11 protein-coding genes are annotated in these 13,738 nt (G+C 65.2%); all 11 read left to right on the forward strand.

What is annotated here, in order from left to right; all coding sequences use genetic code 11:
* The first annotated feature begins 28 nt into the window (after positions 1-28).
* The 11 genes from leuB (at position 29) to AB870_RS08565 (ending at position 13,737) form a co-directional block, all read left to right on the forward strand.
* Positions 29-1,096 carry a 3-isopropylmalate dehydrogenase gene (leuB, locus tag AB870_RS08515; RefSeq protein ID WP_047907673.1) on the forward strand — a complete coding sequence of 356 codons (1,068 nt, stop codon included), beginning with the start codon at positions 29-31 and terminating at the stop codon, positions 1,094-1,096.
* 60 nt (positions 1,097-1,156) lie between these two features.
* Positions 1,157-2,287, forward strand: a complete 1,131-nt coding sequence (asd, locus tag AB870_RS08520) for an aspartate-semialdehyde dehydrogenase (protein ID WP_084663464.1) — start codon at positions 1,157-1,159, stop codon at positions 2,285-2,287.
* A gap of 199 nt (positions 2,288-2,486) precedes the next feature.
* Entirely contained in the window at positions 2,487-5,501 is a 3,015-nt protein-coding gene (locus tag AB870_RS08525; protein ID WP_167362689.1) for a FimV/HubP family polar landmark protein, read from the forward strand.
* 111 nt (positions 5,502-5,612) lie between these two features.
* Positions 5,613-6,413 (forward strand): tRNA pseudouridine(38-40) synthase TruA, encoded by an 801-nt coding sequence (gene truA, locus AB870_RS08530; protein ID WP_047907676.1) that lies wholly within the window; start codon positions 5,613-5,615, stop codon positions 6,411-6,413.
* On the forward strand, positions 6,398-7,069 hold the full coding sequence (locus tag AB870_RS08535; RefSeq protein ID WP_047908981.1) for a phosphoribosylanthranilate isomerase: 672 nt from the start codon (positions 6,398-6,400) through the stop codon (positions 7,067-7,069). The genes truA and AB870_RS08535 overlap by 16 nt, the downstream gene beginning before the upstream one ends.
* A gap of 76 nt (positions 7,070-7,145) precedes the next feature.
* On the forward strand, positions 7,146-8,348 hold the full coding sequence (trpB, locus tag AB870_RS08540; protein WP_047907677.1) for a tryptophan synthase subunit beta: 1,203 nt from the start codon (positions 7,146-7,148) through the stop codon (positions 8,346-8,348).
* A 159-nt stretch (positions 8,349-8,507) separates the two neighbouring features.
* Positions 8,508-9,341 carry a DNA-methyltransferase gene (locus AB870_RS08545; RefSeq protein ID WP_047908982.1) on the forward strand — a complete coding sequence of 278 codons (834 nt, stop codon included), beginning with the start codon at positions 8,508-8,510 and terminating at the stop codon, positions 9,339-9,341.
* Positions 9,295-10,119, forward strand: a complete 825-nt coding sequence (gene trpA / locus AB870_RS08550; RefSeq protein WP_047907678.1) for a tryptophan synthase subunit alpha — start codon at positions 9,295-9,297, stop codon at positions 10,117-10,119. The genes AB870_RS08545 and trpA overlap by 47 nt, the downstream gene beginning before the upstream one ends.
* A gap of 205 nt (positions 10,120-10,324) precedes the next feature.
* The gene (gene accD / locus AB870_RS08555; RefSeq protein WP_044455339.1) at positions 10,325-11,200 is read left to right on the forward strand and encodes an acetyl-CoA carboxylase, carboxyltransferase subunit beta; all 876 of its coding nucleotides are present in this window, start codon (positions 10,325-10,327) and stop codon (positions 11,198-11,200) included.
* 179 nt (positions 11,201-11,379) lie between these two features.
* Entirely contained in the window at positions 11,380-12,678 is a 1,299-nt protein-coding gene (gene folC, locus AB870_RS08560; protein ID WP_047907679.1) for a bifunctional tetrahydrofolate synthase/dihydrofolate synthase, read from the forward strand.
* Positions 12,679-12,792: 114 nt separating this feature from the next.
* Positions 12,793-13,737, forward strand: a complete 945-nt coding sequence (locus AB870_RS08565) for an SPOR domain-containing protein (protein WP_047908983.1) — start codon at positions 12,793-12,795, stop codon at positions 13,735-13,737.
* Position 13,738: the final 1 nt, after the last annotated feature.

Below are 13,738 nucleotides of genomic sequence, written 5' to 3' on the forward strand. Positions count from 1 at the left end.
GCACGCAGGGCACATCCAAGGAGATTGCATGAAAATCGCTGTGTTGCCGGGTGACGGCATTGGTCCGGAAATCGTGACGGAAGCCGTCAATGTGCTCAACGCACTTGGCGAAAAGTTCGAGCTGGAAGAAGCGCCGGTCGGCGGCGCAGGTTACGAGGCGGCGGGTCATCCGCTGCCGGACGCGACGCTGAAGCTGGCCAAGGAAGCGGATGCGATCCTGTTCGGCGCCGTCGGCGACTGGAAGTACGACTCGCTCGAGCGCGCGCTGCGCCCCGAGCAGGCGATTCTGGGTTTGCGCAAGCATCTGCAACTGTTCGCCAACTTCCGTCCGGCCATCCTGTACAAGGAACTGGCAGAGGCTTCGAGCCTCAAGCCGGAGATCGTGGCAGGCCTCGATATCCTGATTATTCGCGAGTTGAACGGCGATATTTACTTCGGGCAGCCCAAGGGCTTCCGTCAATCGCCGGACGGGGCTTTCGAGGGGGCACGCGAAGGTTTTGATACCATGCGCTATAGCGTGCCGGAAGTGGAGCGTATCGCACACGTGGCGTTCCAGGCAGCCGCCAAGCGCGACAAGCGTCTTTGCTCGGTCGACAAGGCCAACGTGCTGGAGACTTCGCAACTGTGGCGCGACACGATGATCGAGGTCGCGAAGCAGTATCCGGACATCGAGTTGTCGCATATGTACGTCGATAACGCCGCGATGCAACTGGTCAAGGCCCCCAAGAACTTCGACGTGGTGGTGACGGGTAACATGTTCGGAGATATCCTGTCGGACGAAGCCGCGATGCTCACGGGCTCGATCGGCATGCTGCCCTCGGCGTCGCTGGATGCCAACAACAAGGGGCTGTACGAACCGTCGCACGGTTCGGCCCCCGATATCGCCGGCAAGGGTGTGGCCAATCCGTTGGCGACGATCCTCTCGGCGGCCATGATGCTGCGTTACACGCTCGGCCGTGCCGAACAGGCCGACCGTATCGAGAACGCGGTGAAGAAGGTGCTGGCGCAGGGGTTGCGCACGCCCGATATCTGGCAGGAAGGCGCGACCAAGGTCGGTACGCGCGAAATGGGTGCGGCAGTGGTGGCCGCACTATAACGTTGACGGGGCGTCGGGAGACGCCCCTCGGCGCAATTGCAACGATAAGAGAGTGGATAAATGAAAACCGTAGGTCTGGTAGGTTGGCGGGGCATGGTCGGTTCGGTTCTGATGCAGCGCATGCAGCAGGAGAACGACTTTGCCTTGATCGAGCCGGTGTTTTTCAGCACCAGCAACGCGGGCGGCAAAGCCCCGTCGATGGCGAAGAACGAAACTTCGCTGAAAGACGCCAATGATGTCAACGAGCTGAAAAAATGCGACATCATCATTACCTGCCAGGGCGGTGACTACACAACGGATATCTTCCCGAAGCTTCGCGCCGCGGGTTGGAACGGTTACTGGGTGGATGCGGCATCGACGTTGCGCATGAAGGACGATGCGATCATCGTGCTGGACCCGGTCAACCTTGACGTCATCAAGAACGCGCTTACGAAGGGAACGAAGAACTTTGTCGGCGGCAACTGCACGGTCAGTTGCATGCTGATGGGGCTGGGCGGTCTGTTCCAGCACGGTCTGGTCGATTGGCTCACGTCGATGACGTATCAGGCGGCTTCGGGCGGCGGCGCGCAGCACATGCGCGAGCTGCTGACGCAGTTCGGCAAGATCAACGCCGAAGTCAAGGCGCTGCTCGACGACCCGCACTCGGCCATTCTCGAGATCGACCGCAAGGTGCTCGCCAAGCAGCACGCGCTCACGGCCGACGAAACCCGGCAGTTCGGTGTGCCGCTGGGTGGTAACCTGATTCCCTGGATCGACAAGGACCTGGGCAACGGCCAGTCGAAGGAAGAATGGAAGGGCGGCGCCGAGACCAACAAGATTCTGGGTCTGGGCGACGGTTTCCCGGGCACGCGCGCCATTCCGGTCGACGGTCTGTGCGTGCGTATCGGTGCAATGCGCTGTCATAGCCAGGCGCTGACCATCAAGCTTACGAAAGATGTGCCGTTAGACGAACTGACCGACATCATCGGCCAGGCGAACGACTGGGTGAAGGTGGTGCCGAACACGCGCGAAGCGTCGATGACGGATTTGACGCCCGCTGCCGTGACCGGCACGATGACGATCCCGGTGGGCCGCCTGCGCAAGATGTCGATGGGTCCGGAGTACCTGTCGGCATTCACGGTGGGCGATCAACTGTTGTGGGGCGCGGCGGAACCGCTGCGCCGCATGCTGCGGATCCTGCTCGACGCTTAAGCGTTGCAGCGTATCGGTAAGGCGTGAAGAACGGCGGCCCGCGAGGCCGCCGTCCGCGCTTTGGGAGGCGCCCGGTGTGGCACGGGCGCCAGTGACAAACGACTGACAGGCTAGACCAGACACAGTGCGGAAATACTCGACCGGCAAGCGCGCAAATTCGACCCGTAATTCGTTTCGCTTGAGTGCGGCGGCGGCTGTCTTGTGGAGCCTCGGGCTTCTCAATGCCGGGGCTGCGGAGTTCGGTCCGCAGCAGGTGCGCTCGGGGCCGGGCCAGCCGCTGCGTGCCGTGATCGTGCTGGGCAACGTATCGCAGGCGGAGGCCGACGGTTTGTCGGTCAAGCTTGCACCGCGTGAAGCCTTCCGGCAGGCTGGCCTGCGCTACGACCCCACGCTCGACAAGCTCTCCGTGTCGATCTCGCCCACGGGCGGGCGTGAGGCGGGCTACAGCGGCACGTATCTCGTACACGTCGACTCGGCCGAGCCGGTCGGCACGTCCTTCCTCGATCTGTTGCTGGTGCTCGAATGGCGCACGGGGCGTCAGTCCAACGCGGTGACGCTGTCGGCCATTCCCGAAGCCAGTGCGGGTCAGCCTCAGGCTGTCGTGCCTGCGGCGGCGAACGCGCAGACGTCCGCTGCTTCCACCGCGTCGAACGCACCGTCGACATCCGCGCCTTCGCGCCGCGCCGCCGGTCCGGCAACGGCGGAAGGCACGCGCAAGGTCGAGCGCGGCGATTCGTTGTCGTCCATCGCGCGCGAGTACACGGGCGGGGAAGGCGGCACGACGCTGGCGCAGATGATGACCGCGTTGTTCGAGGCGAACCGCTCGGCGTTCATTGGCAACGACCCGAACCGGCTGCGGCTGGGGGCGACGTTGACGCGTCCGGCCGATGCGCAGGTGCAGAGCGTTCCTGCCGCGCAGGCACGCAAATTCGTGTCGACGGCGCGAGAACAGTTTGATGCGTATCGCGCGCGGCTGGCCGAATCGACGGCGCAGCAGGGGGCGCCGGCCGCTGGCCGCAGTGCGCAGGGCGCGATCGAAGCGGGCAAGGCACCGGAAGCTGCCGTCCCCGCCACGCGCGATGAATTGAAGCTGTCGCGGCCCGGTAAGGCGGGCGCGGGCGGTACAGCCGGTCGCACCGGTGGCAGCGAAGAAGAGCAAATCGCCCAGGGCAAGGCGCAGGCCGAGGCCCAGGGCAGGGTGAGTGAGTTGCAGAAGAACGTAGCAGATCTTCAGAAGCTGTTGTCGGTCAAGAATCAGGCCGTCGCTAATCTGGAGCAGCAGGCCGCGACCGCTTCCGGGGTGGCCGCGCAGGAGAAGACGGCGAAATCCGCCGATGGCAAGACGATGAGCGCACCGTCCGGTAGCGTGGCCAGGCCGACGGCCGCCGCCGGAGCCAATGGCGACGCGAATACCGCAGGCGGCGCGCCCAGCGACGCGGCGGTGGCTGCGTCCGGCGCGGCAGCTTCGGCGGCCTTGGCAGACGCGAGCGCCTCCGAGGCGACGGCAGCGGCGCCGGCGAGCGATGTTGCCGTGGCACCCGCCAGCGCGCCGGCGGCCGAATCGAAGCCGGCGCCGAATGCGGGCATGAACTGGCGTGCGCTTACGCGGAATCCTTACGTGCTGCCGGGGGCGGGTGCGCTGGTGGCGTTGCTCGGCCTGTGGTGGCTGATGCGCCGTCGCCGTGCCGAACCGCCGGCCGGCCAGCCGGGACAGTATGACGATGGTCATGACGGGCAGCGCGACGCCGAGACGGGATCGGACCCGTCGTCGGGCGCTGCCGCGTTGGCTGGTGCGGCCGGTGTAGCCGCGGCCAGCGCTGCGGCCTTGTACGCGGCAAATCAGGGGCAAGCCGATGAGCATCTGCCTCCCGAGGCCGGCACGTCGTGGCCGGCGCCGGAGGACGACGTCGCCGCGCTGGAGGATGTTCAGCCGGATGCCGTCGCGAACGAAGCGGCCGGATCGGCCGAATTGAATGCATGGGAAGCCGAGCAGGATGCCCTGAGCGGCGAGGCGGCAGACGGGCTTGCCGAAGGATTGGACGATGCCTCGGCCGATGCGGCGCAAAACGAAGGCATCGGTGCGCCCGCAGAACCGCTCGTGACCGAAGCAAAGCATGCGGCACCGGCGGTGTCCGCCGCACCGCAAACGTCATCGGAAGCCGCCGGTGAGGCCGACATCGACTGGGACGCCGCCTTCGCCGAACAGGCGGGCGAGGTGCCCGTGGCCCATGACGATCCAGTGGATGCGACGTTGTCGTCGCTCGACGCGCCGGGAACCGCGGCCGCCATCGGCGGCGCGGCGGCTTCAGCGTCGTTGACGCCGTCGGCAGCGCGGACAGCCGAAGCGCCGAAGACAGGTGCGACGCCCGAGGGCGGTGTGGCAGGTATGCTGGGCGATCTCGATCTGGGCATTCCGGGCCAGCCGGCGAACGTCGGCACGATTTCGAGCGATGCGTTACCGTCGCTGAGCAAGGGCATCGGCTCGGTGCAATTTACGATGGCCCCCCCGGGCGACCCCCGTCTCGAGCAGGCGCACGGCGCCGATTCGGGCGATATGGCCGGCGCGTCGGACTCGATCGACTCGACCGATGCCGAGGACGATTTCGACGGCGAGTTGAGCGACGCCGATTTCGACGCCGCCATGCAGCAGGCCCAACAGTCCCAACAGCCCCAACAGGCTCCGCAGAGCGCGAGCATGTCGGAGGTGCCGCGCGGCTACGCCGATGCGGCGCATGAAGCGCCTTCGCTGCGTCCGATGTCGTTCGATTTGTCGGACTTCAGCCTCGATTTGAAGGGCGACGATGCCACATCGCCTGCGCCTGCATTCGTAGGCGCGCCGGCGCTGCCCGACGGCACCGGGCAGGAGGCGCTGATCGAGCACGTAACGCTGGACCCGCAGCAAGCACCGACGTCGCAGACGTCCTTCGCACAGGCCCCTGCCGCGCCGCAGGTGCCTCAGACGGTTCAGATGAATCAGGCGAGCGCACCGGTGCCGGACATTGCCGCGGCGACGCCGTCTTCCGAGCCGATTGCGCCACGTGCCGCGCCGCCGGACGTGCCTGACGAATTCCACACCAAGCTCGAACTGGCCACGGCATACCAGAGCATCGGCGACGACGAAGGCGCGCGGGAGTTGCTCGAGGAGGTGATTGCCGGTGGCGACGCGGCGCAGCAGTCGGTGGCGCGGGCGCGGCTGGCCGAGCTGGGCAAGTGACGACGTGGCGGGGAAATCGCGATCGCGATGTCCCGTCCGAACGACTGTACAAGACTGATTGACCGTAGTTTTTGGGCGCTCGTTGGTTGAGCGCCCATTTTTCTTTCTCCTATGCGAATCGCACTCGGTATCCACTACGACGGCACGGCGTTCTCCGGCTGGCAATCGCAGCCCCACGGCAATACCGTGCAGCAGGCGCTCGAAGCCGCACTGCGTGAATTCGGCGGCGTTGCGCTGCCGACAACGGTGGCGGGGCGCACCGATACCGGTGTTCACGGCATTGGGCAGGTCGTGCATTTCGACACCGATCTGGACCGGGCGATGTTCTCGTGGGTACGCGGCGTTAACGCGTTCCTGCCGAAAACCGTCGCCGTGCAGTGGGCTCAGGCGATGCCGGACGACTTCCACGCCCGTTTCTCCGCCTTCGAACGCACGTATTTTTACGTGCTCTACGCGAATCCGGTGCGCTCGCCGCTGCTGCACGGCCGCACAGGCTGGCTGCATACGCCGCTCGATCTCGACGCGATGCGCACGGCGAGCCGGGTGCTCGTGGGCGAGCATGATTTCTCGGCCTTCCGTTCGTCGGAATGTCAGGCCAAAACGCCGGTCAAGCACCTCTACGCCGTCGACATCGAGCAGCAGGGCGACTTCTTCATCTTCCGCTTTCGCGCCAGCGCCTTTTTGCATCATATGGTGCGCAACATCATGGGATGTCTGGTCTCGATCGGCCGGGGGCGTCAGCCGGCGAGCTGGATGACGCACGTGCTCGCGAGCGGCGACCGGCGTCAGGCGGCGCCGACGTTCATGCCGGACGGCCTCTATCTGGCACGGGTGGGGTATCCTGACCGATTCGACGTGCCCGAGCCCAACTGGGCGGCGTGGCCGTTCCCGATGCCATGGACAAGTTCATGAAATCTCGTACGCGTATCAAGATTTGCGGCCTGTCGCAGCCCGCCGACATCGATCACGCCGTTGCACTGGGCGTCGACGCCATCGGGCTCGTCTTTTACCCGCCCAGCCCCCGTTATGTGGATCTCGGGCGTGCAGCCGACCTGGCGCGCCGTGTGCCTTCCTATGTGAGCCTCGTGGGGCTGTTCGTGAATGCCGATGCAGATGAGATCGCCCGCGCCGTGGAGGCCGTGCCGCTCACCGCCCTGCAGTTCCACGGGGACGAAACCCCCGAGCAATGTGTGGCGTTGTCGGCGGCGGCGGGGAACCGCCCGTTCCTGCGCGCCATGCGTATCGGCCCGGAGACGAAAGACAGTGGCGATTTGCTACAATTCGCCAATGCGTACACCGCCGCGCAAGGCATCCTGCTCGACGCTCTGGTCGAGGGCTACGGCGGTGGAGGAAAGGTTTTCGATTGGTCACTTATTCCAAAAGACATCGCGCGTCGGGCCGTTTTGAGTGGTGGCTTGAACGCACACAACGTTGCTGATGCCATCCGCCGGGTGACGCCTTACGCCGTCGACGTATCGAGCGGTGTGGAGGCGTCGAGGGGCGTGAAGGATCACGCCCGCATGACGGCGTTCGTTCAGGCGGTGAACGCTGCCGACGCCGATAGCTAATGCAACCCGCCGGGGTGGCCCCAAGGGCCGTGGCGCCCGCCACCGAGCCGCCCTGGTAACGCGAAGAGTGACGACCATGTACGATTTGCCTGACGCCCACGGCCATTTCGGCCAGTACGGCGGTGTCTTTGTGGCCGAGACGCTGATTCACGCGCTCGACGAACTGCGCGAGGCTTATGCCAGATATCAGCAGGATCCGGCCTTCCTCGAAGAATTCCATTACGAACTGAAGCACTACGTCGGCCGTCCGTCGCCGATCTATCACGCCAGGCGCTGGAGCCAGGAACTGGGCGGCGCGCAGGTGTACCTCAAGCGCGAAGACCTGAACCATACGGGCGCGCACAAGGTGAACAACGTGATCGGTCAGGCGCTGCTCGCGCGTCGCATGGGCAAGCGCCGTGTGATCGCCGAGACCGGCGCCGGCCAGCACGGCGTGGCGACGGCGACGATCGCAGCGCGCTTCGGCATGGAGTGCGTGGTGTACATGGGCTCGGAAGACGTCAAGCGTCAGGCCGCCAACGTGTACCGCATGCAACTGCTCGGCGCGACCGTCGTGCCGGTGGAATCCGGTTCGAAGACGCTCAAGGACGCCCTCAACGAAGCCATGCGCGACTGGGTGACGAACGTCGAAAACACGTTCTACATCATCGGCACCGTGGCCGGCCCGCATCCGTATCCGATGCTCGTGCGCGACTTCCAGAGCGTGATTGGCGAAGAGTGCAAGGTCCAGATGCCCGAACTAGCCGGCCGTCAGCCCGATTACGTGCTGGCCTGCGTGGGCGGCGGTTCGAACGCGATGGGTATTTTCTACCCGTACATCGACGTGCCGGACGTGAAGCTCGTGGGCGTGGAAGCGGCGGGCGACGGCATCGAAACCGGCCGCCACGCGGCGTCCATCATCGGCGGCACGCCCGGCGTGCTGCACGGCAACCGGACTTATCTGCTGCAAGACGCCAACGGTCAGATCACCGAGACGCATTCGATCTCGGCCGGCCTGGACTATCCGGGTGTCGGCCCGGAGCACGCATGGCTGCACGACATCAAGCGTGCCGAGTATGTGGGCATTACCGATACGGAAGCGTTGCGGGCCTTTCACGACTGCTGCCGGATCGAGGGCATCATCCCCGCACTGGAGTCGAGCCACGCGCTCGCTTATGCGTGCAAGCTGGCGCCGACCTTGCCGAAGGAACAGATCGTGCTGGTCAATCTCTCGGGACGCGGCGACAAGGATATGCACACCGTGATGGCGCTGGCCAGGCCGGCGCCCACGGCCGCATAACGCGAACCGCGAGACGCCACCGATCCCAAGCACCCGACTCAGATTAAGGACACCAGAACCAGCATGACCGATCTGACTGATCGCAAGGCACCCAATGACGTCCCGGGGACCGAACGCTCCCTGGACGCCACCGAAGCGGCCGCCGCGCGTCTCGAGGCCATGGAAGCGGCCGGAGAACTGCGCGCGCGTTGGGCGCCGGGCGACATCACGTTGCGTCATGCGGACTTCCTGCAACATTTGCACGAACTGGAAGACGGCAGCGTCGACCTGATCCTTGCCGATCCGCCTTACGGCCTCGGCAAGGATTACGGCAACGATTCCGACAAACGTTCCGGCGAGGACTTTCTCGGCTGGACGTATGGCTGGCTCGAAGCAGCAATTCCGAAGCTCGCGCCGCGCGGCTCGCTCTACCTGTTCTGCACGTGGCAGTACGCCCCGGAACTGTTCGTGTTCCTCAAGCAGCGCATGCTGATGATCAACGAGATCATCTGGGATCGCCGAGTGCCCAGCATGGGCGGCAGTACGCGGCGGTTCTCGTCGGTGCACGACAACATCGGCTTTTTCGCGGTCTCGAAGGACTATTACTTCGACCTCGACGCCGTGCGCGTGCCCTACGATGCCGCGACGAAGAAAGCGCGCTCGCGCCGTATCTTCGAAGGCAGCAAGTGGCTGGAGCTGGGTTACAACCCCAAGGATCTGTGGTCGATCTCGCGATTGCACCGGCAAGACCCCGAACGCGTCGATCATCCGACGCAGAAACCGCTGCATATCATCGAGCGCATGGTGCTGGCCAGTTGCCCGCCCGGCGGTCTCGTGCTCGACCCGTTCATGGGCAGCGGCACGACCGCCGTGGCCTGCGCGCTGCATGGCCGGCGTTTCGTCGGCTATGAACTGAACGCGCACTACCACGCGCTCGCCAACCAACGACTTCAGAGACTTTCCGATCATGTCCCGCATTCAAGCCACGTTCCAAGCCTTGCAAGCGCAGGGTAAAAAGGGCCTCATTCCGTTCATTACCGCCGGCGATCCCGAGCCGGGCTGGACGGTCAAGCTGATGCACGCACTGGCAGACCATGGCGCCGACGTCATCGAGCTTGGCGTGCCGTTCTCGGACCCGATGGCCGACGGTCCCGTCATTCAACGCGCCTCCGAGCGTGCCCTGGCGCGCGGCGTGAGTCTGGCCGAAGTGCTCGGCTACGTGGCCACCTTCCGTCAGACGAACGACCGCACGCCTGTCGTGCTCATGGGGTACGCCAACCCGATCGAGGCCATGGGGCTCGATGCCTTCGCCGAGCGGGCCGCCAAGGCCGGTGTGGACGGCGTGCTGGTCGTCGATTACCCCCCGGAGGAGGCCGACGGCTTCGCCGGTGCGGTGCGCGCACACGGCATCGATCCGATCTTCCTGCTCGCGCCGACCTCGACGGACGCCCGGATTGCGGCAGTGGCGCGTCAGGCGAGCGGTTACCTGTATTACGTCTCGCTCAAGGGTGTGACGGGCGCGGCCAGCCTCGATACGGCCAGCGTGGCCGCGAAGATTCCCCAGATCAAGGCGCAGGCCCGCCTGCCGGTCGGTGTCGGCTTCGGGATTCGCGACGCCGAGACGGCCCGCGCGGTGGCCAATGTGGCCGACGCGGTGGTGATCGGCAGCGCCATCGTGCAGTTGCTGGAAAACACGCCACGTGATCTGGAGGGGCAGAACGCGGTAAAATCGCTGGCTGAATTTATTGGCGGTATCCGTCAGGCGCTCGACTCGGGCGCCAAATCGGCGTAAATTCGCGGCGTAAATTTACGGCGCAAGTTCACGGCAGAAGTTTGCCGTGTACGGGCGCTGTGGCGTCGTGCTGCGCGCCACGGCGCGGATACCGCCCGGTGAAACGCCGAATTGAAACGGCCGTATCGTCGCGACGACACGGCCGCCTTGAAATGCCCCGAAAGCGCCCGCTCCCTCCCGAGCGGGCGTTTGGCAAGGAGAAACTATGAGCTGGCTCGACAAGCTGCTGCCCCCGAAGATCAAGCAAACCGATCCGACGCAGCGCAACAAGAGCATCCCGGAAGGGCTGTGGATCAAGTGCCCGTCGTGCGAGGCCGTGCTGTATCGCGCCGACGTGGAAGCGAATCTGCACGTTTGCCCGAAGTGCGACCATCACATGCGAATCGGTGCGCGCGCGCGTCTCGACTCGCTGCTCGATGCCGAAGGCCGTTACGAACTCGGTCAGGAAATCGTGCCGGTCGACGCCCTGAAGTTCAAGGACAGCCGCAAGTATCCGGACCGCATCAAGGAAGCCATGGACGACACGGGCGAGACCGACGCCATGGTGGTGATGGGCGGCGCGATTCACACGTTGCCGGTCGTGGTGGCCTGCTTCGAGTTCTCGTTCATGGGCGGCTCGATGGGCTCGGTGGTCGGCGAGCGCTTCGTGCGCGGCGCACAGAACGCATTGGAGCAGGGCGTGCCGTTCATCTGCGTGACCGCTTCAGGCGGCGCGCGCATGCAGGAAAGCCTGCTTTCGCTCATGCAAATGGCAAAGACCACGGCCATGCTCACGAAGCTGGCCAACGCCAAGCTGCCGTTCATCTCCGTGCTGACCGACCCGACGATGGGCGGTGTGTCGGCCAGCTTTGCCTTCCTGGGCGACGTGGTGATCGCGGAACCCAAGGCGCTGATCGGCTTTGCCGGCCCGCGCGTGATCGAACAGACGGTGCGCGAGAAGCTGCCGGAAGGTTTCCAGCGCTCGGAGTTTCTGTTGCAAAAGGGCGCCATCGACATGATCGTCGACCGTCGCAAGCTGCGCGAGGAGATCGCTCGCCTGATCGCGCTGATGCAGTGCCAGCCGGCGGACGCCGTCGCCTGAGCTGCGATCGGTCACCTCGGGCGTTCGCGCGCCGTTGCGGTGCCCCCAAGGGCGGTGCAACGGCGTAGAATGACGCAACGCCACGCAGCGCTGCACCCGCGGCGCGTAAATGCATCACTTAGCAGGACAGAAGCGCGGACGTGAGTGACGTCCGCGTTTTGTTTTTCTGCACGCACATCATGCCGACATACTCCACTCTCGACGCCTGGCTCGCCCATCTGGAAACCGCTCATCCCGTGGGCATCGACATGGGCCTCGCGCGCATCGGGCGCGTGAAGGATGCCCTCGGGCTGACATTCCCATGCCCCGTCTTCACGATCGGCGGCACGAACGGCAAGGGCTCGACCTGCGCCATCATCGAAGCGATTCTGCTGTGCGCCGGTTACCGCGTGGGCTGCCACACGTCACCGCATCTGATCTCGTTCAACGAGCGTGCGCGCATCAATGGCGAGAACGTCGACGATGCCACGCTGCTGCCGCACTTCGAAGCCGTCGAAAATGCGCGTACGAGCTTCGACGAGCCGGTCTCGCTGACGTATTTCGAGTTCACCACGCTGGCGATCATGCACATGTTCGCCACGGCAGGTCTCGACGCCGTGATTCTTGAAGTGGGGCTGGGCGGGCGTCTGGACGCCGTGAACATCGTCGACGCCGACTGCGCGGTCATCACGAGCATCGACATCGATCACCAGCAATATCTCGGCGATACGCGCGAGGCGATCGCCATCGAAAAGGCGGGCATCTTCCGTTCGGGTAAGCCGGCCATCTGCGGCGACCCCATGCCGCCGGCCACGCTGATCTCCGAGGCCGAGCGTATCGGCGCCGACCTGTGGTTGTTCGGGCGCGATTTCAACTATCAGGGCGACAAGCAGCAATGGAGCTATGGCGGACGGCAGATGCGCCGCCCGGCGCTGGCCTATCCGGCGCTTCGCGGCGCCAACCAGTTGCTCAACGCGTCGGCGGCACTCGCCGCGCTCGAATCGATGCGTAGCGTGTTGCCGGTCTCGGCACAGGATATTCGCCTGGGGCTCGCGTCGGTCGAGTTGCCGGGGCGTTTTCAGGTGCTGCCGGGGCGTCCGGCCGTGGTGCTCGACGTGGCACACAACCCGCACGCCGCCGCTGCGCTGGGCCACAATCTCGACGGCATGGGCTTCTTTCCGTACACGTATGCCGTGTTCGGGGCGATGGCCGACAAGGACATCGAGGGCGTGCTGCGTCACCTTGTCGACAAGGTCGATCACTGGCGTTTGTGCGCGTTGCCGACCGAGCGCGCCGCGAGTCCGGCAGCGCTCGAAGAGAAGTTGCGGGCCGTGGGTTTCGTCGAAGATGCCGATCATTCGGTCGAAACCTTCGAATCCCCTGAGAATGCCTATGCCGCCGCGCTCGAGCAGTGCGGCGAGAATGATAGAATCGTGGTTTTTGGATCGTTCTTTACGGTAGCGGGTGTGATGTCGCATCGCAAATTGCAGCGGCACTGAAGCGTGACGGTGCGCGTGCCGTGACATTTGCTTACGAGAAATGTCATGCACACGGCGCACCAGATGCGCGATGATCGATCCAACGACGCAAGTTTCGACCTGAGCCAAGGGCCTATGGGATTGTTTTCCTTCCGCAAGAAAGACGCCGAAGCCGTTTCCCCGAAGCGCGGTAGCCGCAGGAGCGGCCGCACCGGCACCCGTACGGCGGGAGGAGGGGGCGAGTACAGCGAGCACGAGCAACTCGACCCGCTGCTGCCCGAAAAGCAACGCGCGCGCCGCCGTCTGGTTGGCGCGCTCGCGCTCGTGCTCGCGGCCGTCATCATTTTGCCGATGGTGCTCGCACCCGAGCCGAAGCCGGCCGCCGACGACATTGCCATCCAGATTCCCGGAAAGGACACCAACTCGCCGCCGGTACGCGTGAAGCCGAAAGCCGCGGCAGTGACGCCGTCCGACGCTTCGCTCGACAAGGGCGAAGAGGCCGTCGACAGCAGCACCCTGGCGCAATCGGCCAAGCCTGCCCCTGCTGCCGTGCCGCCTTCAGCGCCGGCACCCGCACCGGCGCCTGCGGCGACCGTGCCGGAACCGCAAGTGGCGCAATCCAGACCCGAACACAAACCGGAAGCCAGGCCCGAGCCCCGGAAGCCCGAGCAGCACGCCGAGGCGAAGCCCACGGCCAAGCCGGAGTCGCATGACGGGGCGAAGCCACCTGCCAAGCCGAGTAACAACGTGGCGGATCCGATCGCACAGTTCGCGCAGAACAACACGCCCGCCAAGCCGGCCGCGAAACCGGCTGACAACCACGACAATTCGCAGAAGCCGGCATCGGGCGGCAAGTATCTGGTGCGCATCGGCGCCTTCTCGACGCAGGACCGCGCACAGGCATGGCTGGTCAAGCTCAAGCTGGTGAACGTGCCGAGCTACATGGTGAAGAGTTCGGTCGATGGCCGTGAGCTTTACCTGCTGCGCGCGGGGCCGTTCCCGGACCGTAACGCCGCGGAAGCCGCCGGCAAGAAGATTCGCGACGCCGGTCTGACGGCGCAGGTCGCCGAGGCAGGCTGAG

The sequence above is a fragment of the Pandoraea faecigallinarum genome (assembly GCF_001029105.3).
Classification (GTDB): Bacteria; Pseudomonadota; Gammaproteobacteria; order Burkholderiales; family Burkholderiaceae; genus Pandoraea; species Pandoraea faecigallinarum.

Excerpts from the sequence above, each read along its gene's own strand:
- leuB (WP_047907673.1), top strand. The coding sequence starts at position 29 with ATGAAAATCGCTGTGTTGCCGGGTGACGGCATTGGTCCGGAAATCGTG.
- asd (WP_084663464.1), top strand. The coding sequence starts at position 1,157 with ATGAAAACCGTAGGTCTGGTAGGTTGGCGGGGCATGGTCGGTTCGGTT.
- truA (WP_047907676.1), top strand. The coding sequence starts at position 5,613 with ATGCGAATCGCACTCGGTATCCACTACGACGGCACGGCGTTCTCCGGC.
- AB870_RS08535 (WP_047908981.1), top strand. The coding sequence starts at position 6,398 with ATGGACAAGTTCATGAAATCTCGTACGCGTATCAAGATTTGCGGCCTG.
- trpB (WP_047907677.1), top strand. The coding sequence starts at position 7,146 with ATGTACGATTTGCCTGACGCCCACGGCCATTTCGGCCAGTACGGCGGT.
- AB870_RS08545 (WP_047908982.1), top strand. The coding sequence starts at position 8,508 with ATGGAAGCGGCCGGAGAACTGCGCGCGCGTTGGGCGCCGGGCGACATC.
- trpA (WP_047907678.1), top strand. The coding sequence starts at position 9,295 with ATGTCCCGCATTCAAGCCACGTTCCAAGCCTTGCAAGCGCAGGGTAAA.
- accD (WP_044455339.1), top strand. The coding sequence starts at position 10,325 with ATGAGCTGGCTCGACAAGCTGCTGCCCCCGAAGATCAAGCAAACCGAT.
- folC (WP_047907679.1), top strand. The coding sequence starts at position 11,380 with ATGCCGACATACTCCACTCTCGACGCCTGGCTCGCCCATCTGGAAACC.
- AB870_RS08565 (WP_047908983.1), top strand. The coding sequence starts at position 12,793 with ATGGGATTGTTTTCCTTCCGCAAGAAAGACGCCGAAGCCGTTTCCCCG.